The following is a 19,171-nucleotide window of genomic DNA, read 5'->3' on the forward strand; positions in this document are numbered from 1 at the left end:
AACGCTCCGCTTACTGTCTGGATGTCCCGCCGATGAAGCCGATCCGCTACACCATCGTCCCGAAGCAACCCGCCGCCCATCTGTTCGAAGTGACCGTGACCGTCGCCGATCCTGATCCGGCCGGGCAGTCCTTCATGCTGCCGGTGTGGATTCCGGGCAGCTACATGGTCCGCGAGTTCGCCCGCAACATCGTGACGCTGCGCGCTTTCAACGAAGCGGGACGCAAGGTGCGCGTCGGGAAAACCGGCAAGCACACGTGGCGGGCCGCACCCGTCAATGGCGAGCTGACGCTGCGCTACGAGGTGTATGCGTGGGATATGTCGGTGCGCGCCGCACATCTCGACGACACAACTGGTTTCTTCAATGGCACGAGCGTGTTTCTGTCGCCGCTCGGCCATGAAGAGGCACCATGCGTGGTCGACATCCAGAAGCCGGCGGGCGACGCGTATCGCCGGTGGCGGGTCGCGACCGCGTTGCCCGAAGCGCGCGGCACGAAGCGCTACGGTTTTGGCGAGTATCGCGCGCAGAACTATGACGAGCTGATCGACCATCCGGTCACGCTCGGCGAATTCGCGCTCTCCACGTTTAGCGCGCATGGCGTGCCGCACGATATCGTGATCGCGGGACGCACCGTCGCCGTGGATATGGAGCGCCTCGCCGCCGACCTGAAGCGCGTCTGCGAAGCGCAGATCGCGCTCTTCGAGCCGAAGTCGAAGAAGGCGCCGGTCGATCGCTATGTGTTCATGACGCAGGTGGTCAGCGACGGCTACGGCGGCCTCGAGCATCGTGCGTCGACGGCGCTGATCTGCAATCGCACCGATCTGCCGGTGACGGGCCGTCCGGAAACGACCGAAGGCTACCGGACGTACCTTGGCCTGTGCAGTCACGAGTATTTCCACACGTGGAACGTGAAGCGCATCAAGCCGGCCGCGTTCGCGCCATACGATCTGACGCGCGAGAACTACACGTCGTTGCTGTGGCTCTTCGAGGGCTTCACGTCCTACTACGACGATCTGATTCTGGTGCGCACCGGTCTCATCACGCAGGACGAATATTTCGGCCTCGTCGGCAAGGTGGTCGGCAGCGTGCAGCGCGGCAGCGGGCGTCTGAAACAGTCGGTCGCCGAAAGCTCGTTCGATGCGTGGGTCAAGTACTACCGTCAGGACGAAAACGCGCCCAACGCGATCGTCAGTTATTACACGAAGGGCTCGCTGGTCGCGCTGTGCCTCGATCTGGAGATCCGCGCGCAGACCGGCAACCGCAAATCGCTCGACGACGTGATGCGCCTCCTGTGGCAACGCTTCGGCCGCGATTTCTATCGCGGCAAGCCGGTTGGCGTGCCGGAGACGGAAATCGAGGCCCTTTTCGCCGAAGCGACCGGTGTCGACGTCGCGCATCTGCTCGATCAGGCCGCGTACGGCACGCGCGATCTGCCGCTCGAACCGTTGCTCGCACCGTTCGGCGTGGGTATCGCGCCGGAGCCGGACAGGAACGGCAAGCCGTCGCTGGGCGTGCGCGTGCGGGGCAACGCCGACTGCACGCTCGCCACGGTACACGAAGGTAGCGCGGCGCAGAAGGCGGGCCTGTCGGCCGGCGACGTGCTGATCGCGATCGATGGCCTGCGCGTCACCGGCTCGAATCTGGATGCGCTGCTGGCGCGTTACCAGCCGGGCGCGAAGGTCGAAGTGCATGCGTTCCGTCGCGACGAACTGCGCACCATGCAGTTGAAACTCGATGCCCCGGACGTCGCGCGCTACTCGCTTTCGGTCACCGACAAGCGCGTCGCGGCGCGGAACTGGCGCGAGCGCTGGCTGGGGAAATGACATGCTGGGGGCCGGTGGTACGCCGTCGGCCCTCTGAAAGCGACAAAATCCCGGGTTGAAGATGGCGGATTGTTCTACCCATGCAACAATCCTTCGCTCGCGCGGTACTTTTTCCCGGGCGGGTAAAAAAACACAATGGCTCCACTCGCGCAACACTGCGCGCCCCAACTGGAGTCACCCATGACCACGATTCTGCAAATCAACTCGGCAGCCCGCTCGCAAGGCGCGAATTCGACGCTGCTTGCCAACGAACTGACCGCAAAGCTGCAACAGTCGAACCCGGGCGCGCAAGTCGTCGTCCGTAACCTGCAGGCTGAGCCGCTGCCCCATCTGGACGACACGATCCTCGGCGCGTTCTTCACGCCGGCCGGGCAACGCACGCCGGAACAGAACGCCATCGCCGCACGCAGCGAAGCGCTGATCGCCGAACTGCAGGCTGCCGATATCGTCGTCATCGCCGCTCCGCTGTACAACTTCGGCGTGTCGTCGCAACTGAAGACGTACTTCGACTTCATCGCACGCGCCGGCATCACGTTCAAGTACGGCGCGAACGGCGCGGAAGGTCTCGTGACGGGCAAGAAAGTGCACGTTGTTTCGGCACGTGGCGGCAAGTACGTCGGCACGCCGGGCGACAGCCAGACACCGTACCTGAAGACGTTCCTCGGCTTCCTCGGCATGACCGACGTGAACTTCATCTATGCCGAAGGCCTGAACATGGGCCCGGACGTCGCGAACGCGGCACTCGCCGGCGCGCGCGAAGCGATCGCCGCAGCGTAAGGCTTCATTTTCCATCCGAGGCTGATGTCCCGGTCTCGTCGGAACGAAAAGCGCCACGGGTTTTCGACCTCGTGGCGTTTTTTGTTTCTGATCCGGCTATATCGTTGTGTTCCGACTCGCGAATCGCGGCGTGATGTGCGTGATGTGCGCGGTCAGGCCAGCGTTTCGGCTTCGTCGGGCAGACGCCAGTCGATCGGCGTCCGGCCGTGCTGTTCGAGATATTCATTGGCCAGCGCGAAATGCCGGCAACCGAGAAAGCCGCGGTGCGCCGACAGTGGCGACGGATGGGGCGCTTCGAGCACGTAGTGCGAACGTCCGCCCAGCAGCGCGCGCTTCGCCTGCGCATGCGCGCCCCACAGCATGAAGACGAGCCCTTCGTGTCGCATCGCGAGTTCGTGGATCAACGTATCGGTGCATTTTTCCCATCCGCGCTTCGCGTGGCTCGCGGCCGAGTCGCGTTCCACCGTCAGCACCGTGTTCAGCAGCAGGACGCCCTGCCGCGCCCACGTGTCGAGGCAGCCGTGGCGCGGCGGTTCATAGCCGAAATTCGCGGCGATTTCCTTGAAGATATTACGCAGCGATGGCGGCGGACGCACCGCCGGCGGCACCGAGAACGCGAGTCCGTGCGCCTGCGGCGTGCCGCGATCCTCACCGTGATACGGGTCTTGCCCGAGGATCACGACTTTCACGTCGTCAGGGCTCGTCAGGCGCAGCGCGCGGAACACGTCGGCCGGATAGACGGTTTTGCCGGCCGCGCGCTCGGCGTCGACGAACGCGCACAACGGCGCATAGGCATCGCTCCCGGTGAACGGTTTCAGGTGCTGGCGCCACGCGGGGGGTAACGCGTCGAACTGGGCTTCGAGCGCGGCGGCGGTGTTACTTGCCGGTTGCGTGGGTGACGCGGGTTGCGCAGCAGATGCCTCGCCAAAAAGCGAGGCTTGCGACGAAGAGGAGCGGGAGCGGGTGGCGGAGGTCATGGCGGGGAAGTGTCGCAGCAAACGACGTGTAGCTCAAGGTGGCGTTTGCTGCCCACCGCTTCGAGGGTCGCCGCGCCGCGCAGGTTACTGTTCGCGCAGCCTGTAACCGCGCTGTGCCTTGCTGACGTCATCCGGCGCGAGCCCCGGAATGTTTGCCGACAATGCCTGAGCCAGCGCGTGAAGCGCTGCTTCATCGCCGCTCTTCAGTTCGAGTTCGATTTCGGAAATCGGCGTGCGGCGCGTTTCGCCGTTCACATCGGCAATCACTTCGCCCAGATCGATCGCCGCTTCGATGCCGGCGCCGTCGTGCTGCATATGCCACAGCGTGCGCGTGAAGTTCGTGCGAAATAGTTCGATGAGGCCTGGCGCCGCCTCGCGCAACGCTGCCGTGACGTCCGGTGCTTCGCACGCGCGCAGCAATGCGTCGATTTCCAGCGCATCGCCCGCGACGGCCATTTCCCATTCGTGACGGCTATGCAGGCCGCCTTTCGCCGAGCCGGCTGTCTTGAACGTCTGCAGCCAGCCATCGGGCGTGCGTCGTAGCCGGAGCGCGCTTTTCGAGCGCGCCAGCGTCAGGCCGGGCGTGTCGAAATAGATGTTTTCGAGCGTGACGGCATGCCCGGCTTCGCCAGTACGCATGACGAAAAACGCGGTTGCCGCGTCGACCTGTCCGGCCGGCAGCGCCAGCTTGATTTCACTCTCGATGCTCATCCTGTGTCCCGTTCGATCCGGCCTGGCGGGCTCGAAGCTGCTCCGCCGCATGCGTCGAACTCAACCTGCTGTTCGCGCTCAGAAAAACATCCGCGCGAGTTCCGCGCCCGGCTGCTCCGCGCGTATGAACGCTTCGCCGACGAGGAACGTATGCACGTCCATCGTGCGCAACCGCTCGACGTCGACGCGCGACAGAATGCCCGATTCGGTCACGACGATACGGTCGTCCGGAATCGATTCGAGCATGCCGATCGTCGTGTCGATCGACGTTTCGAACGTGCGCAGATTGCGGTTGTTGATGCCGATCAACGGTGTCTTGAGCGTGAGCGCTTCCATCAGTTCGTTGCTGTCGTGCACTTCGACGAGCACCGCGAGCCCCAGCGAATGCGCGAACGCCTCGAGATCCTGCATCTGCGGCGTTTCGAGCGCCGCGGCGATCAGCAGGATCGCGTCGGCGCCCATCGCGCGTGCCTCGACGATCTGGTACGGATCGATGATGAAGTCCTTGCGCAGCACCGGCAGCGCGCAGGCGGCGCGCGCTTCTTCCAGATAAGTCGCGCTGCCCTGGAAGAACTGCACGTCCGTCAGCACGGAAAGGCACGCCGCGCCGTGGCTTTCGTACGAGCGGGCGATATCGGCGGGCACGAAATGTTCGCGCAATATGCCTTTCGACGGGCTTGCCTTTTTCACCTCGGCGATGACCGCGGCGAGGCCGGCTGCGTGCTTCGCGCGCAATGCGCCGACGAAGTCGCGCCGGTCGCGCGTCGACGCCTCGAGCCGTAATTCTTCAAGCGGCGCGCTCATTTGCGCAGCGCGGATTTCTTCGCGCTTGACCGCGATGATGCGTTCCAGAATGTCGCTCATGGGTATCTCGATACTGAAGTTATTTCTTGAATTGCTGCGTGAAACGGACCAGTTCGTCGACCTTTGCCCGTGCGCGGCCGCTCGCGATGGTTTCGCGCGCGATCTGGATGCCGTCCGCGATCGATGCCACCACGTTCGCCGAATACAGCGCCGTGCCCGCGTTCAGCACGACGATTTCGCGCGCGACGCCCTGTTTGTTGTCGAGCGCTTCGAGCAGCATGGTTTTCGATTCACCGGCGTCATTCACCTTGAGCGTCCGGTTCGACACCATCTGCATGCCGAAGTCTTCCGGATGAATCTCGTATTCGTGAATCTGGCCGTCGCGCAGTTCGCCGACCGTGGTCGCGGCGCCGAGCGACACTTCATCCATGCCGTCCATGCCGTACACGACCAGCACGTGCTTCGCGCCGAGCCGTTGCATCACGCGCACCTGAATGCCGACCAGATCCTGGTGGAACACGCCCATCAGCTGGTTCGGCGCACCGGCCGGATTGGTGAGGGGCCCGAGAATATTGAAGATCGTCCGCACGCCGAGTTCGCGGCGCACGGGCGCGATGTTCTTCATCGCCGGATGATGGTTCGGCGCGAACATGAAGCCCATGCCGGTTTCCGCGATCGAGATCGCCACCTGTTCCGGCTGCAGATCGATGTTGACGCCGAGTGCTTCGAGGACGTCCGCGCTGCCCGATTTGCTCGACACGCCGCGGTTGCCGTGTTTCGCGACTTTCGCGCCAGCGCCGGCCGTGACGAACATCGTCGCGGTGGAAATGTTGAACGTGTGCGAGCCGTCGCCGCCCGTGCCCACGATATCGACGAAGTTCGAGTTGTCCTCTACTTCGACGTGCCGGGCGAATTCGCGCATTACGGTAGCGGCGGCCGCGATTTCACCGATGGTCTCTTTTTTGACGCGCAGCCCCGTGATGATCGCCGCCGACATCACCGGCGAGAGTTCGCCGCGCATGATGAGGCGCATCAGATGCAGCATTTCGTCGTGAAAAATTTCGCGATGCTCGATCGTGCGCTGCAACGCTTCCTGCGGAGTAATGGACATGTTCTTTTCTCGCTTCTTCAGGCGTTGCGTTGCGATGCGCCAGCAAGCTTCGACTGCTTCACGAAGTTTTCGAGCAGCGCATGGCCGTGTTCGGACAGGATCGATTCCGGGTGGAACTGCACGCCTTCGACCTTGAGCGTCTTGTGGCGCACGCCCATGATTTCGCCGTCGTCGGTCCACGCGGACACTTCGAGGCAATCCGGCAGCGACTCGCGTTCGATCGCGAGCGAATGGTAGCGCGTGACGGTGAAATGCTTCGGCAGGTCGGCGAACACGCCTTTGCAGTCGGTTTCGATCTGGCTCACCTTGCCATGCATTATGGTTTGCGCGCGCACGACGCGCCCGCCGAATGCCTCGCCAATCGCCTGGTGGCCGAGGCACACGCCGAGAATCGGAATCTCGCCGGAAAACTTGCGCAGCACGTCGAGCGTGATGCCGGCGTGTTGCGGATTGCTCGGTCCGGGCGAAAGGCAGATGCGCTCGGGGTTGAGCTTCGCGATTTCGTCGAGGGTGATTTCGTCGTTGCGGTAGGTCCGTACGTCTTCGCCGAGTTCGCCGAGGTACTGGACCAGGTTATAGGTGAACGAGTCGTAGTTGTCGATCATCAGCAGCATGGTCTGTCTCCGGTCAGAAGTCGCTATCGAGGCCGTCCTGCACCTGCTCGGCGGCGCGCAGCACAGCGCGCGCCTTGTTTTCGGTCTCTTGCCATTCGGATTCCGGCACCGAATCCGCGACGATGCCCGCCGCCGCCTGCACATACAGATTGCCGTTGTGGATCACGCCGGTGCGGATCGTGATCGCCAGATCCATCTCGCCGGTGAACGACAGATAGCCGACGGCGCCGCCGTAAAGACCGCGCTTCACCGGTTCGAGCTCGTCGATCAGTTCCATCGCGCGGACCTTCGGCGCGCCCGACAGCGTGCCGGCCGGGAACGTCGCGCGCAGCACGTCGAAATTGGTGACGCCCGCCTTGAGCTTGCCCTCGACCGAGCTCACGATGTGCTGCACGTGCGAGTACTTTTCGATGATCATCTGGTCGGTCACGACCACCGAACCGATCTGCGCGATGCGGCCGACGTCGTTACGCGCGAGGTCGATCAGCATCACGTGCTCGGCGATTTCCTTCGGGTCGTTCAGCAGTTCCGTGGCGAGTTCGGCGTCGCGCTCGGGCGTGTTGCCACGTGGACGCGTGCCCGCAAGCGGACGGATCGTCACGATCCGGTCCTCGCCGCGCTTTTCCTGACGCACCAGAATTTCCGGCGAAGCGCCGACCACATGGAATTCACCGAAGTTGTAGTAATACATATACGGCGACGGATTCAGCGAGCGCAGTGCGCGATACAGCGAAAGCGGATTGTCGCGATACGGTTTCGTCAGACGCTGGCCGACCTGAACCTGCATCAGCTCGCCGGCCGCGACATATTCCTTCGCCTTGCGCACGGCGGCGAGGTAATCGTCTTTCGCGAACTCGCGATAAATCTCGGTGCGCACGCTCGCCGACGTGACCGGCGGCTGAACGGTCGTGCGCAGACGCTGGCGCAGTTCGCGCAGGCGCTGCTTCGCTTTCGTGTACGCCTCGGGCAAGGCCGGGTCGGCGTAGACCACGAGATACAGCTTGCCGGCGAGGTTGTCGATCACCGCGACTTCTTCTGTGAGCAGCAACTGGATGTCGGGCAGGCCGAGATCGTCCGGCGGCGCGGTGTGCGCGAGCTTTTTCTCGATGTAGCGCACCGCGTCATAGCCGAAATAACCGGCCAGACCGCCGCTAAACCGCGGCAGGCCGGGACGTTGCGCCACCTTGAAACGTGCCTGGAACTGCTGGATGAACGCGAGCGGATCGCCTTCATGCGTCTCGACGACCTTGCCGTCTTTCACGACCTCGGACACGCCGTTGCGGGTACGCACGAGCGTGCGTGCCGGCAGGCCGATGAACGAGTAGCGGCCGAACCGCTCGCCGCCCACTACCGATTCGAGCAGGAACGAGTTGGCGCCGTTGCGCTCGGACTGCGCGAGCTTCAGATACAGCGATAACGGAGTTTCGAGGTCGGCGAGCGCCTCGGCGATCATCGGGATGCGATTGAAGCCCTCGTTTGCGAGGGACTGAAATTCGAGTTCGGTCATGTTCCGATCCTGTTCGTGCGTCCGGCACAGCGTGCGTGTGCTCCGGATAAGACGGGGGCGTTGCGCTTGCCGGCCAGGCTTTCTGTGTCTTTCGACAGGGAGACGCCGATCGGTGCGTGCTGTCCCGGGAACGCGTGCAAGCTCACATGACGCAACGGTACCGCGATGGATACACGAAGACCAGATGAAGCGATGCGACGGTTACCAGCGTAAAACTCGGGAAGCGCGCGAGAAGCGCAGCGAAGTAAAAAACGGTTGCCGAAGACGGGCTTCAGCGTACCTCAGGCGAGGTTAGCGCGACCAGCGACGCCAGGGCCAGGCTCCCCGGTCGATGCTGCTCAGACTCCGTTTTTTATTCAGAAACATGAGGATGATGGACTTATAAAGTCGGTGATTGGTGCGCTGCGATGGCCTTGGCGGCCTCGAGCAGCGAAGCAACTATACCATCCGATTTTATTGTTTGTACAGACTGACCATGGTTGTAGCCATACGGCACAGTCAACGTAGCGAGACCGGCGGCGCGGCCGGCCATCGCGTCGTTTTCCGAATCGCCGATCGCCACCGCTGCCTGCGGCGCGACCTGCATTTCGGCGCACGCGGTGATCATCGGCAGCGGATCGGGCTTCTTTTTCGCGAGCGTGTCGCCGCCGATCACGACGCTGAAATAGCCGGTCAGCCCATATTGCGTGAGTAGTTGCACCGCAAAGCGGCGCGGCTTGTTCGTCACGCACGCGAGCTTGAGGCCGGCGTCGCGCATCGCCTTCAGGCCCGCTTCGACGTCAGGATAGAGACGCGTGTGCGTGCCGTTGATCTTCGAGTACTCGTCCTGGTAGATCGCGAGCGCCTCGTCGAAGCGATCCTGCGCGTGCCCGGCCTCGAAACGCGGCGCGAGCACGCTGCGAATCAGATGTTCCGAGCCCTTGCCGACGTATTCGACCACTTCCTCACGCGACGTTTCCGCCGCGTCGAGCTGCGCGAGCATGCCGTTCAGCCCGGCGGTGAAGTCGTCGGCCGTATCGACCATGGTGCCGTCGAGGTCGATAATCGCGGCCTCGATACGGGGGCCGCTGAATACCGGTGCAGGAAAGGAGGGCTTCGCAGTCATGTTCGGAGGCCGCCGGGTATGGGTGGTAGACGCGTGTGATGACTCATTTGCTGTGCGACGGATGCTTGATCTGGGCAAGTGCTGCGCGCATCTGGTCGATGACGGTCTTGTAGTCGGGTTTGCCGAAGATCGCCGAGCCCGCCACGAACGTGTCCGCGCCTGCCGCTGCGATTTCCGCGATGTTGTCGACCTTCACGCCGCCGTCCACTTCGAGATGGATTTCACGGCCGGTCTTTTCCTTGTATGCATCGATACGGGCTCGCGCCTCGCGCAGCTTGTTCAGCGCTTCAGGAATGAACGACTGGCCGCCGAAGCCCGGATTCACTGACATGATCAACACGAGATCGAGCTTGTCCATCACGTGATCGAGATAGCTGAGCGACGTGGCGGGATTGAACACGAGGCCGGCCTTGCAGCCATGATCGCGGATCAGCGACAGTGTTCGGTCGATGTGATCCGAGCCTTCCGGGTGAAAGCTGATGACGTTGGCGCCCGCTTTCGCGAAGTCCGGCACGATACGGTCGACCGGGCGCACCATCAGATGCACGTCGATCGGCACCTGCACGTGCGGGCGGATCGCCTCGCACACGAGCGGGCCGATGGTCAGGTTCGGCACGTAGTGGTTGTCCATCACGTCGAAGTGAATCCAGTCGGCGCCGGCGGCGACAACGTTGCGGACTTCTTCGCCAAGCAGCGAGAAGTCGGCGGACAGGATGCTGGGAGCGATTCTGAATTGCGTCATGGCGTGGGGAGCGGCAGGCGGAAAATCGCTATCTTACCGGTTTGCACGGCGAGAAACCCCTGTCCGGACGGGATAGCTGGTTGCGGGCGTCCGCTGCATCAAGCAGAATGCGAAACCAGAGCCGCTTCCCGCCGACAGGCCGCAAACCATTGGCGCATGGGCTTCCCGCAGCGTGCATTCACACCGGAATCAGGATGAGCCAGTACGAATTCAGCGTATCGGTGCAGGTCGCGTATCTGCCCGAAGAATCGGACCCCGAGCGCCGCAAGTATGCGTTCGCATACACGCTGACCATCCGCAACAGCGGGCAGGTTCCGGCTCAACTGATCGCACGCCACTGGGTCATCACGGACAGCGAAGAGCATGTGCAGGAAGTGAAGGGCCTTGGCGTGGTCGGCCACCAGCCGCTCCTCAAACCGGGCGAGCAGTTCGAATATACGAGCTGGGCGTTGATCGCAACGCCCGTCGGCACGATGCGCGGGGAGTATTTTTGCGTCGCGGAAGACGGCGAACGTTTCGAAGCGACTGTGCCCGAGTTCATGCTGCGCATGCCGCGCACGCTGCATTGAACCGGCAAGCGGCCCTTTCAACCGTAAGGCTTACGGCTGCGGCTGCTGGCTGTCGCTGTTTTCGCCTGATGTCTTGTGCGTGCGTTGTGCATTTCGCGCCTGCTTCTTCTTGCCGGACGATGTCCAGACAACGATGAAAATCAGCAGGCCCAGCGCCAGAAGCGACTCCAGCGCAAATATCAGCATCGGGTATTCGTCGAACAGATCAGACATGGCGGTTTCCATCAAGAACGAACATTGTATGCGTATTGTCCGCACGGCCGCAGGCTGGGTCAGCGCGGTGGCGGTAGCGGCGATGCTGGCAGCGTGCGGAGGCGGAGCGTCGTTGAAGTCTGTCTCGCCACCGACGGGCGCCGCGATCATTCCGGGCCAGATTGCGTCGACGCGGCTCACTCCCGTCGCATGGCAGCAGGTGCCGGGCTGGCAGGACGATTCGCTGATCGGAGCGACGGCCGCGCTCCGGCAGAACTGCACCCGGCTTGCGCGTCAGCCGAACTGGCAGCGGGCGTGTGCCGCGGCAACGCAACTCGACGACCTCGATGTCGCGAGTGCGCGCACGTTCTTCGAAACGTATTTCACTCCTTTTCAGTTCGCCAATACCGACGGCACGCTCGATGGCCTGGTGACGGGCTATTACGAACCGTTGCTGCGCGGTTCGCGCGTGCGGCACGGCGTCTATCAGACGGCGCTGTACCACTGGCCGGCCGGCTATCGCGCCGGCGCGCCGCTGCCGGCGCGCGCGCAGCTCGAACGCAGCGGGGTGCTGACAGGTAACGAACTGGTGTGGGTCGACGATCCGATCGAAGCGTTCTTCCTGCAGGTGCAAGGATCCGGGCGAATCGTGATGGAGGATGGCAGCGTGATGCGTGTCGGGTTTGGCGGCACGAACAACCAGCCGTACAAATCGATTGGCCGTTCGCTGCTGGATCGCGGCGAGATCACGCCCGCGCAGGCGACGATGCAGGGCATCAAGGCCTGGGCGCGTTCGAATCCGGCGAAGGTCGACGCATTGCTCGATACGAATCCGCGGTTTGTGTTCTTCCGTGAAATGCCCACGGGCGATACGGCTCAGCAGAGTGGCGCCGACGGTCCAATTGGCGCGCTGGGCGTTCCGTTGACGCCCGAGCGGTCCATTGCTGTCGATCCGTCTTCGATTCCGCTCGGTACGCCGGTGTTTCTGCAAACGACGCGTCCGTTGACCAATTTGCCGATGAATCGTCTGGTGTTTGCACAGGACACAGGTTCGGCGATCAAAGGCGGTGTGCGCGCCGACTATTTCTGGGGACTTGGCGACGACGCGGGCGATCTCGCCGGCAAGATGAAGCAGGCCGGCCGCATGTGGTTGCTGTTGCCGAATTCGTGATCGGGCGGGTCAGGCGTGACCGGGGCGCACGCCTGATCCTCCATCTGGCAACCGTACGACTGCATCGCGATCAGCGCCGCCATGCCGCCGCTGATCACTTTTCTACATTCATTTCAATCCAAGTCGCGCTGGCTTGTGCTGCCGGCCAGGCTTCCGGTTGTCGGAACGTCAGCTTCCGGAAAACCGTTTGTCGACGACGCGCCGTGCCTTGCCAACCGAGCGTTCGATACCGTTTACCGCCAGCACGTTCACCACTGCGCTCACGCCGATCAACGCCTTGATATCGTAGACGAGGGCCTGTTTCGCGGTATTGAGCGCGCCCGTATCCGGCGCGGTTTCGGGACACGGTTCGACATTCAGCGTCAGCACATCGAGCGGGCCTTCCTTCGTGAGGATGATCTGATAGTGCGGCGCGAGCGCATGTTGCTTCAACAGCAGCTCTTCGATCTGCGTCGGGAAAACGTTGACGCCGCGCACGATCATCATGTCGTCCGAGCGGCCCGTGATTTTCTCCATACGGCGCATCGTGCGTGCGGTGCCGGGCAACAGACGCGTAAGGTCGCGCGTGCGATAGCGAATGATCGGCAACGCTTCTTTCGTCAGCGAGGTGAAGACGAGTTCGCCAAATTCGCCTTCTGGCAGTACTTCGCCGGTTTCGGGATTGATGATCTCGGGGTAGAAATGGTCTTCCCAGATCGTCGGGCCGTCTTTCGTTTCCGCGCACTCCGATGCGACGCCCGGGCCCATGACTTCAGACAGCCCGTAGATGTCGACAGCGTCGATGCCCATGCGCTGTTCGATTGCCCGCCGCATGTCGTTCGTCCACGGCTCCGCGCCGAAGATGCCGATGCGCAGCGAACAGCTGGCTGGATCGACGCCTTGTCGTTCCAGCTCATCGGCGATCGACAGCATGTAGCTGGGCGTCACCATGATGATGTCCGGACGGAAGTCCTGGATAAGCTGGACCTGCTTTTCCGTCTGACCGCCGCCAAATGGGATCACGGTGAGGCCGGCGCGTTCGGCGCCATAGTGTGCGCCGAGTCCGCCGGTAAAGAGACCGTATCCGTAGCTGACATGCACCTTGTCGCCGCGTCGGGCGCCGGCCGCACGGATCGAACGGGCGACGAGGTTCGCCCATGTGTCGATGTCGCGCGCGGTGTAACCGACAACGGTCGGTTTGCCCGTGGTACCCGACGATGCGTGAATCCGCGATATCTGCTCCTGCGGCACAGCAAACATGCCGAAGGGATAGCTGTCGCGCAGATCCTTCTTGGTGGTGAACGGGAAGCGCGAAAGGTCCGCCAGCGTTTTCACCTCAGACGGATGGACGCCAGCTTCGTCAAACTTGCGCCGATACACCGGCGAATTTTCATACGCGTGCGTGAGCGACCATTTCAGTCGTTCGAGCTGGAGGGCGGCGAGTTCGTCGCGGCTCGCCGTTTCGATCGGGTCGAGCGGTAGATCGGTCGTCATGCGGATGTCTCCTTTGCTGCTTTTCAGAATAGATGCGCTGCGTGTAACGAACAACGAACGAAGCGTTACGTTGCGTTGAGTGTTCGGCGCGAAGCTTCAGTCAGTAACGGGAATGACCGTGCCGCGAATCTGTGCGGATTTGCCACGGAACATCGCGACCGTTTCTCCGGTGCGATTCGTTACCCGGATGTCGTAGATGCCGTTGCGACCACTCAGCGTCTGCTCGACGGCTTCGGCGGTCAGCTCTTCGCCGCCGGGAACCGGACGCAGGAACTCGATCGAACAGCCCGACGCCACCGTGTTGATGTTGTACGAGTTGCACGCGAAGGCAAACGTCGAATCGGCCAGGGTGAAGATCAGGCCGCCGTGGCAGATCTGGTGTCCGTTCAGAAAATCAGGACGGACCAGCATCCGCATGCGTGCGTACCCGGGGCGCACTTCCAGAAGTTCGAGGCCCAGCGCCTGGCTGCAGGCATCCGCTTCGTACATCGATTGGGCGGTGGCGCGGGCGAGTGCTTCTGGTGACATCGTGTCGTCGTGCTGTGGCTGGCTGGACATGTCAACGGCCCTCGAAGCGTGTTGCGCGTTTTTCCATGAAGGCGCGCACGCCTTCCTCATAGTCTTGCGATGCACCCAGTTCGCGCTGCAGATCGCGTTCGAGATCGAGCTGCGCCTCCAGCGTCTGGGTGACGCCTTCACGCATGGCGCGCCTGATTGCGACGATGGCGAGCGCGGGCTGCTGCGCCAGTTGCGTGGCCAGCTTCGTTGCGGTTTCCTGCAAATCGGCGTCGTCGACGGCCTGCCAGATGAGGCCCCAGCTTTCGGCTTTTTCCGCGGGCAGCCTGTCGCCCGTCATTGCGAGCCCGAGGGCTCGTGCCATACCGAGGCGCTGCGGCAGGAACCACGTCCCACCCGAATCAGGAACGAGGCCGATTTTCACAAAGGCCTGAATGAAGCTGGCCGATCGGGCTGCAATGACGAGATCGCAGGCGAGCGCGAGGTTGGCGCCTGCACCAGCAGCGGTGCCATTGACGGCTGCGATGACGGGCATCGGCAGCGCCTGAAGCCGGCGGATCAACGGGTTGAAGTGTTCATCGATCAGCTCGCCGAGGTCTGTCATCGCACCCGGCGTGAAATCGAGATCGGCAAGGTCCTGGCCTGCGCAGAATCCGCGGCCCGCACCTGTCAGCACCAGCGCCCGGGTGCCTGCGGCTTCGACTTCATCGAGCGCCGCCCCCAGTTCCTTGTGCATCACCCGCGTGAAGCTGTTGAGCTTGTCCGGGCGATTCAGTGTCACTGTGGCGACGCGGGATGAGGCGTCAAGCTCTACGCTGATCGTTTCATAGGACATCGGTTGTCTCCTCTTTGTCTCCATGATCTGCAATTGCAGATATCGAGGTATTCAGACGCGCTCGATCGCGAGCGCAATGCCCTGACCGACGCCAATGCACATCGTGCACAGGGCAAATCGCCCATTTGTGCGTTCCAGCTGATGGAGCGCGGTTGTGATGAGCCGCGCGCCCGATGCGCCAAGCGGGTGACCCAGCGCGATTGCGCCACCGTTGGGGTTGACGCGCGGGTCGTCGTCCCGCAGACCGAGTGCGCGAAGCACCGCGAGACCTTGCGACGCGAACGCTTCATTCAGTTCGATGACGTCGAACTGGTCGAGCGACATGCCCGTCTGCTTCAGCAGTTTCAGGGTAGCGGGCGCGGGGCCGATGCCCATGATGCGCGGTTCTACGCCGGCTGTCGCCATGCCGGCGACACGCGCGCGCCGACGCAGACCATACTTCTCCGATGCTTCATGACTTGCCAGCAGAAGTGCACACGCACCGTCGTTCACGCCCGAAGCGTTGCCAGCGGTGACAGTGCCATCGGCGCGCACGACGCCGTTGAGCTTGCCGAGTGATTCGAGCGATGTTTCGCGCGGATGCTCGTCGACGCTCACACGAATAGCATCGCCTTTCTTCTGCGCGATTTCGACAGCTACGATTTCCTGCGCCAGCGTGCCATCACGCTGGGCGCGTGCCGCCTTTTGCTGGCTGCGCAGTGCGAACGCGTCCTGATCCGCGCGGCTGATGCCGAACTCGACCGCCACGTTCTCTGCCGTTTCCGGCATGGAATCGACACCGAAGTCGCGCTTCATCAACGTGTTGACGAAGCGCCAGCCGATTGTCGTATCGTGAATCGCGGCCTGACGCGCGAACGCGCTGGTGGATTTGCCCATGACGAACGGCGCGCGGGTCATGCTTTCGACGCCACCCGCAATCATCAGATGCGCCTCGCCTGCCTTGATCGCGCGAGCGGCGCAACCGACGGCGTCCATGCCGGATCCGCATAGCCGGTTCAACGTCGCGCCGGGTGCGTCGATTGGCAAGTTGGCAAGCAGTGCCGACATGCGTGCGACGTTGCGGTTGTCTTCGCCGGCCTGGTTGGCGCAACCGTAGATGACGTCGTCGACAGCGTGCCAGTCGACGCCCGGATTGCGTTCCATCAGTGCCTTGATGGGCACGGCGCCGAGGTCGTCGGCGCGGACATCTTTCAGGGCGCCGCCGTAGCGGCCAAACGGGGTGCGAATTGCATCGCAGATAAAGGCGTCGGTCATGTTGGATTCCACTGAGTGACGGCCGGGTTCGCAGGCCGCTCCGTCAACTCATATTAGGGGGATGTCGGATCGGACTCCAGTCGGCCACATGGCATATGCCGTTCGGCCGGCTTACGCCGGAACCGCCTTCGGTTCAACATGAACCCGGCTCTGAATTACACGGAAACGGTTTGCGACAAAAGCGGCGTCTGCAAGGGCAGCGTTCGCTGCAGGGTTGGCGCCCGTGCCGTGAAAGTCTGAGAACGCTGCGGACTGGTTCACGAATACGCCACCCGTGAGATTGATCGAAAGCGCTACGCCCCCCCGGATCGATGCTTCGTGGGCGGCTTCGAGCACTATGTCGTCGATGCTGTAAACAGAGAGCGTGAGCGCGCCATGCTCAGCGGCGATAGCGCCTGCAAGGTCGAGCGATTGAGCGGTCGAGTCGGTTGCAATGACGAATGAGATCGGGCCGAACCATTCGCGGGTGAACTGCGCGGCGTCGCTTGCGGCATCGAGTTGCAGCAGGAGCGGCGTGCGGACGCGTGCGCCTGCAAACGCAGGGTGTTCGAGCGACTGGCTTTCAGCAAGCACGCGCCCGAGCTTGCGGGCTTCGTCGATACGCTGCGTGATGCCTTCGTTCTGGATTGCGCCAAGCAGTTCGACGGCCCGCGCCGGGTCGGCCACGAGTTTTTGCACCGCGCCGGCGATCGCTCCGGCGACTGCATCGAAGCTCAGCGGGCCTTCGGCCGTGCGAATGCCGTCGCGTGGCACGTAAATGTTCTGCGGTGCCGTGCACATCTGGCCCGAGTACAGGGCGAGCGAAAAGGCAATATTGCGGGCGGCCGACTTGATGTCATCGACAGAATCGATAACGATCTGGTTGACCCCGGCCTTTTCCGTGAACACCTGCGCCTGGTGGACGTTTCGTTCCAGCCACGTGCCGTTTTGGGAGCTGCCGGTGAAGTCGATCAGCTTGATTTCCGGGCGTTGGGCGAGCTCCTGTACGAGCGCGCCGTCATTGGGATCGGTGGCGAGCAGGGTCACGACGTTCGGGTCAAATCCCGCTTCGCGGAGCACCTCGCGTGCGATGCGCACGGTAATCGCGAGCGGCAGGATCGCGCCGGGATGCGGCTTGACGATGACCGTGTTGCCCGTGGCCAGATCGGCGAAGAGGCCGGGATAACCGTTCCACGTCGGGAACGTGCAGCAGCCGAGCACGAGGCCCGTGCCGCGTGGCACGACGGTATAGCGCTTGCGCATCGCCAGCGGCGGATTCTTGCCTTGTGGTTTTTCCCAGTGAGCGTCGGCCGGAATCCGGCGTAGCTGGTCCCAGGCGTACACGACGGCTTCGAGTGCGCGGTCCTGCGCGTGCGGGCCGCCCGCCTGGAAGGCCATCATGAAGGCTTGGCCAGTTGTATGCATCACGGCGTAACCGATCTCGAAGCTGGCGCGATTGATCCGTGACAGGATTTCGAGGCTCACGCCAATCCAGGCCCTCGGACCGGCTGCTCGCCAGTCGCGCTGCGCGCGGGTTGCCGCGTCGATCAGCGTGTTGGCGTCCGCTTTGGGATAGCGGATGCCGAGTGGAAATCCGAATGGCGATACTTCGGCGCCGACGGTTTCCTGAGTGGCCGGCTGGTCAAGTTCGAACGTCCGGTTCAGGTGAAACTTGAACGCGGCCTCTCCATCCGCGTTCGCTGTTTCCCCGTACACTTTCGGACTGGGCATTTCGGAGAAGGGACTCCAGTAGCCGCGTGTTTCAATGGCGGCGAGCGCCTTCTGCAGCGTGTCTTCGTGCTTCGTGAATAGCGGATGTGTCATGGCGGAAGGGATGCTGAGCGTTAGAGGAGGCTATTGTCGAATAATTGACCGACCGGTTGGTTGGCGAATGTTAGCATTATTGAGATGGTCACGCGAAGCGTTTTTGCTTTTCATTCCAAACAAGGAGGATGCATGGTTTACGAAAACATTCTGGTGGAGACGCGCGGCCGGGTTGGGCTGGTGACATTGAATCGCCCGAAGGCGCTAAACGCACTGAACGATGCGTTGATGGACGAGCTTGGCGCAGCGCTCAAGGTGTTTGACGCCGACGAGGCGATTGGTGCAATCGTGGTGACGGGCAGCGAAAAGGCGTTCGCCGCGGGTGCCGATATTGGCATGATGGCCACGTACACCTATATGGACGTGTACAAGGGCGACTACATCACTCGTAACTGGGAGACCGTGCGCTCGATCCGCAAGCCGATTATTGCCGCGGTCGCGGGCTTCGCGCTGGGCGGCGGCTGCGAGCTGGCGATGATGTGCGACATCATCTTCGCCGCCGATACCGCAAAGTTCGGCCAGCCTGAGATCAAACTCGGCGTCATGCCTGGTGCTGGAGGCACGCAACGCCTGCCCCGCGCGGTATCGAAAGCGAAGGCGATGGACATGTGCCTGACGGCGCGCTTCATGGACGCGGTTGAAGCGGAGCGGGCGGGTCTCGTATCGCGCGTCATTCCCGCAGCCTCATTGCTTGACGAAGCAGTGGCCGCCGCAGCCGTGATTTCCGGGTTTCCGTTGCCGGCAGTGATGATGGTGAAAGAGTCGGTGAATCGTGCATACGAAACAACGCTGGCGGAGGGCGTGCATTTCGAGCGTCGACTGTTCCATTCCCTATTTGCAACCGAGGATCAAAAGGAAGGGATGGCCGCGTTCGTGGAGAAGCGCAAACCCGTGTTCAAGCACCGCTAAACAGGCTTATCAAAATAACGCTTGCCAGGCATGGAGGAGGTGGCTAGAATCTCGATCTTTCGCGCTTTCGGCAAGGGAGTGCGGGGGAGGCGGGAAGCCAGTAGTGGCAAGGCTTTGCGGGGCGTTGAGGGGTTCAGGAAGTTAGAAAAACCTGTTGACGGCGAAGCAGATGTTCTTCATAATCTCGTTTCTGTGCTGCGGATGCAGCGACGCAAAACGAAGCGGTGCCGGGTGGGTGTGGGTGGCACGGTTTGGGTGGATGCGTAATTGATCTTTAA

At 62.6% G+C, this 19,171-nt stretch carries 19 protein-coding genes; 5 read left to right on the forward strand and 14 right to left on the reverse strand.

Features of this window, described 5'->3' with window-relative positions:
- The first annotated feature begins 32 nt into the window (after positions 1-32).
- Together LPA34_RS17615 and LPA34_RS17620 are read left to right on the forward strand one after the other, a co-directional pair.
- Entirely contained in the window at positions 33-1,823 is a 1,791-nt protein-coding gene (locus LPA34_RS17615) for a M61 family metallopeptidase (protein WP_228980456.1), read from the forward strand.
- A gap of 180 nt (positions 1,824-2,003) precedes the next feature.
- Complete coding sequence (locus LPA34_RS17620; RefSeq protein WP_228980458.1) at positions 2,004-2,600, forward strand: FMN-dependent NADH-azoreductase; 597 nt, start codon at positions 2,004-2,006, stop codon at positions 2,598-2,600.
- Between the two features lie 152 nt (positions 2,601-2,752).
- Here the strand turns inward: LPA34_RS17620 and LPA34_RS17625 are convergent, their stop codons facing one another.
- From LPA34_RS17625 to rpe, 8 genes are all read right to left on the reverse strand, one after another.
- On the reverse strand, positions 2,753-3,577 hold the full coding sequence (locus tag LPA34_RS17625) for a uracil-DNA glycosylase (protein ID WP_228980459.1): 825 nt from the start codon (positions 3,575-3,577) through the stop codon (positions 2,753-2,755).
- 84 nt (positions 3,578-3,661) lie between these two features.
- Complete coding sequence (locus tag LPA34_RS17630) at positions 3,662-4,288, reverse strand: CYTH domain-containing protein (protein WP_228980460.1); 627 nt, start codon at positions 4,286-4,288, stop codon at positions 3,662-3,664.
- A 78-nt stretch (positions 4,289-4,366) separates the two neighbouring features.
- Positions 4,367-5,152, reverse strand: coding sequence for an indole-3-glycerol phosphate synthase TrpC (gene trpC, locus LPA34_RS17635; RefSeq protein WP_228980461.1), 786 nt, complete (start codon positions 5,150-5,152; stop codon positions 4,367-4,369).
- Between the two features lie 19 nt (positions 5,153-5,171).
- Positions 5,172-6,203: an anthranilate phosphoribosyltransferase gene (trpD, locus tag LPA34_RS17640; protein WP_228980468.1), complete on the reverse strand. Its 1,032-nt coding sequence runs from the start codon at positions 6,201-6,203 to the stop codon at positions 5,172-5,174.
- Positions 6,204-6,220: 17 nt separating this feature from the next.
- Positions 6,221-6,817 (reverse strand): aminodeoxychorismate/anthranilate synthase component II, encoded by a 597-nt coding sequence (locus LPA34_RS17645; protein WP_228980469.1) that lies wholly within the window; start codon positions 6,815-6,817, stop codon positions 6,221-6,223.
- Between the two features lie 13 nt (positions 6,818-6,830).
- Positions 6,831-8,324: an anthranilate synthase component I gene (gene trpE, locus LPA34_RS17650; protein ID WP_228980474.1), complete on the reverse strand. Its 1,494-nt coding sequence runs from the start codon at positions 8,322-8,324 to the stop codon at positions 6,831-6,833.
- A 379-nt stretch (positions 8,325-8,703) separates the two neighbouring features.
- Positions 8,704-9,429, reverse strand: coding sequence for a phosphoglycolate phosphatase (locus LPA34_RS17655; protein ID WP_228980480.1), 726 nt, complete (start codon positions 9,427-9,429; stop codon positions 8,704-8,706).
- Positions 9,430-9,472: 43 nt separating this feature from the next.
- Entirely contained in the window at positions 9,473-10,171 is a 699-nt protein-coding gene (gene rpe / locus LPA34_RS17660; RefSeq protein ID WP_228980482.1) for a ribulose-phosphate 3-epimerase, read from the reverse strand.
- 194 nt (positions 10,172-10,365) lie between these two features.
- Between rpe and apaG the strand changes: the two genes are divergently transcribed.
- Positions 10,366-10,740: a Co2+/Mg2+ efflux protein ApaG gene (gene apaG, locus LPA34_RS17665; RefSeq protein ID WP_228980484.1), complete on the forward strand. Its 375-nt coding sequence runs from the start codon at positions 10,366-10,368 to the stop codon at positions 10,738-10,740.
- A 30-nt stretch (positions 10,741-10,770) separates the two neighbouring features.
- Here the strand turns inward: apaG and LPA34_RS17670 are convergent, their stop codons facing one another.
- Positions 10,771-10,953, reverse strand: coding sequence for a hypothetical protein (locus LPA34_RS17670; protein WP_228980486.1), 183 nt, complete (start codon positions 10,951-10,953; stop codon positions 10,771-10,773).
- Between LPA34_RS17670 and mltA the strand changes: the two genes are divergently transcribed.
- Positions 10,874-12,103, forward strand: coding sequence for a murein transglycosylase A (gene mltA / locus LPA34_RS17675; protein ID WP_228980488.1), 1,230 nt, complete (start codon positions 10,874-10,876; stop codon positions 12,101-12,103). The two genes, LPA34_RS17670 and mltA, sit on opposite strands and share 80 nt — an antisense overlap.
- A gap of 168 nt (positions 12,104-12,271) precedes the next feature.
- Here the strand turns inward: mltA and paaK are convergent, their stop codons facing one another.
- The 5 genes from paaK to paaN all read right to left on the reverse strand — a co-directional run bounded on the left by paaK (position 12,272) and on the right by paaN (position 17,984).
- Positions 12,272-13,576, reverse strand: a complete 1,305-nt coding sequence (paaK, locus tag LPA34_RS17680) for a phenylacetate--CoA ligase PaaK (RefSeq protein WP_228980490.1) — start codon at positions 13,574-13,576, stop codon at positions 12,272-12,274.
- A gap of 96 nt (positions 13,577-13,672) precedes the next feature.
- Positions 13,673-14,134 carry a hydroxyphenylacetyl-CoA thioesterase PaaI gene (gene paaI, locus LPA34_RS17685; protein WP_228980493.1) on the reverse strand — a complete coding sequence of 154 codons (462 nt, stop codon included), beginning with the start codon at positions 14,132-14,134 and terminating at the stop codon, positions 13,673-13,675.
- 1 nt (position 14,135) lies between these two features.
- Complete coding sequence (paaG, locus tag LPA34_RS17690; protein WP_228980507.1) at positions 14,136-14,927, reverse strand: 2-(1,2-epoxy-1,2-dihydrophenyl)acetyl-CoA isomerase PaaG; 792 nt, start codon at positions 14,925-14,927, stop codon at positions 14,136-14,138.
- 51 nt (positions 14,928-14,978) lie between these two features.
- Positions 14,979-16,181, reverse strand: coding sequence for a 3-oxoadipyl-CoA thiolase (pcaF, locus tag LPA34_RS17695; protein WP_228980495.1), 1,203 nt, complete (start codon positions 16,179-16,181; stop codon positions 14,979-14,981).
- A gap of 111 nt (positions 16,182-16,292) precedes the next feature.
- The gene (gene paaN / locus LPA34_RS17700) at positions 16,293-17,984 is read right to left on the reverse strand and encodes a phenylacetic acid degradation protein PaaN (RefSeq protein WP_228980497.1); all 1,692 of its coding nucleotides are present in this window, start codon (positions 17,982-17,984) and stop codon (positions 16,293-16,295) included.
- Positions 17,985-18,116: 132 nt separating this feature from the next.
- On the opposite strand from paaN, the gene LPA34_RS17705 reads away from it, so the two are divergent.
- Positions 18,117-18,893, forward strand: a complete 777-nt coding sequence (locus tag LPA34_RS17705; protein WP_228980509.1) for an enoyl-CoA hydratase — start codon at positions 18,117-18,119, stop codon at positions 18,891-18,893.
- Positions 18,894-19,171: the final 278 nt, after the last annotated feature.

This window comes from Paraburkholderia gardini, from assembly GCF_907164575.1.
Taxonomy (GTDB): Bacteria; Pseudomonadota; Gammaproteobacteria; order Burkholderiales; family Burkholderiaceae; genus Paraburkholderia; species Paraburkholderia gardini.

What these genes read in the sequence shown, in the direction of transcription:
- paaN (WP_228980497.1), bottom strand. Translation starts at nt 17,984, where the DNA reads ATGACACATCCGCTATTCACGAAGCACGAAGACACGCTGCAGAAGGCG.
- LPA34_RS17705 (WP_228980509.1), top strand. Translation starts at nt 18,117, where the DNA reads ATGGTTTACGAAAACATTCTGGTGGAGACGCGCGGCCGGGTTGGGCTG.
- LPA34_RS17625 (WP_228980459.1), bottom strand. Translation starts at nt 3,577, where the DNA reads ATGACCTCCGCCACCCGCTCCCGCTCCTCTTCGTCGCAAGCCTCGCTT.
- LPA34_RS17615 (WP_228980456.1), top strand. Translation starts at nt 33, where the DNA reads ATGAAGCCGATCCGCTACACCATCGTCCCGAAGCAACCCGCCGCCCAT.
- mltA (WP_228980488.1), top strand. Translation starts at nt 10,874, where the DNA reads ATGAAAATCAGCAGGCCCAGCGCCAGAAGCGACTCCAGCGCAAATATC.
- paaG (WP_228980507.1), bottom strand. Translation starts at nt 14,927, where the DNA reads ATGTCCTATGAAACGATCAGCGTAGAGCTTGACGCCTCATCCCGCGTC.
- pcaF (WP_228980495.1), bottom strand. Translation starts at nt 16,181, where the DNA reads ATGACCGACGCCTTTATCTGCGATGCAATTCGCACCCCGTTTGGCCGC.
- trpC (WP_228980461.1), bottom strand. Translation starts at nt 5,152, where the DNA reads ATGAGCGACATTCTGGAACGCATCATCGCGGTCAAGCGCGAAGAAATC.
- LPA34_RS17630 (WP_228980460.1), bottom strand. Translation starts at nt 4,288, where the DNA reads ATGAGCATCGAGAGTGAAATCAAGCTGGCGCTGCCGGCCGGACAGGTC.
- paaK (WP_228980490.1), bottom strand. Translation starts at nt 13,576, where the DNA reads ATGACGACCGATCTACCGCTCGACCCGATCGAAACGGCGAGCCGCGAC.
- trpD (WP_228980468.1), bottom strand. Translation starts at nt 6,203, where the DNA reads ATGTCCATTACTCCGCAGGAAGCGTTGCAGCGCACGATCGAGCATCGC.
- paaI (WP_228980493.1), bottom strand. Translation starts at nt 14,134, where the DNA reads ATGTCCAGCCAGCCACAGCACGACGACACGATGTCACCAGAAGCACTC.
- apaG (WP_228980484.1), top strand. Translation starts at nt 10,366, where the DNA reads ATGAGCCAGTACGAATTCAGCGTATCGGTGCAGGTCGCGTATCTGCCC.
- LPA34_RS17655 (WP_228980480.1), bottom strand. Translation starts at nt 9,429, where the DNA reads ATGACTGCGAAGCCCTCCTTTCCTGCACCGGTATTCAGCGGCCCCCGT.
- LPA34_RS17645 (WP_228980469.1), bottom strand. Translation starts at nt 6,817, where the DNA reads ATGCTGCTGATGATCGACAACTACGACTCGTTCACCTATAACCTGGTC.
- rpe (WP_228980482.1), bottom strand. Translation starts at nt 10,171, where the DNA reads ATGACGCAATTCAGAATCGCTCCCAGCATCCTGTCCGCCGACTTCTCG.
- LPA34_RS17620 (WP_228980458.1), top strand. Translation starts at nt 2,004, where the DNA reads ATGACCACGATTCTGCAAATCAACTCGGCAGCCCGCTCGCAAGGCGCG.
- trpE (WP_228980474.1), bottom strand. Translation starts at nt 8,324, where the DNA reads ATGACCGAACTCGAATTTCAGTCCCTCGCAAACGAGGGCTTCAATCGC.
- LPA34_RS17670 (WP_228980486.1), bottom strand. Translation starts at nt 10,953, where the DNA reads ATGTCTGATCTGTTCGACGAATACCCGATGCTGATATTTGCGCTGGAG.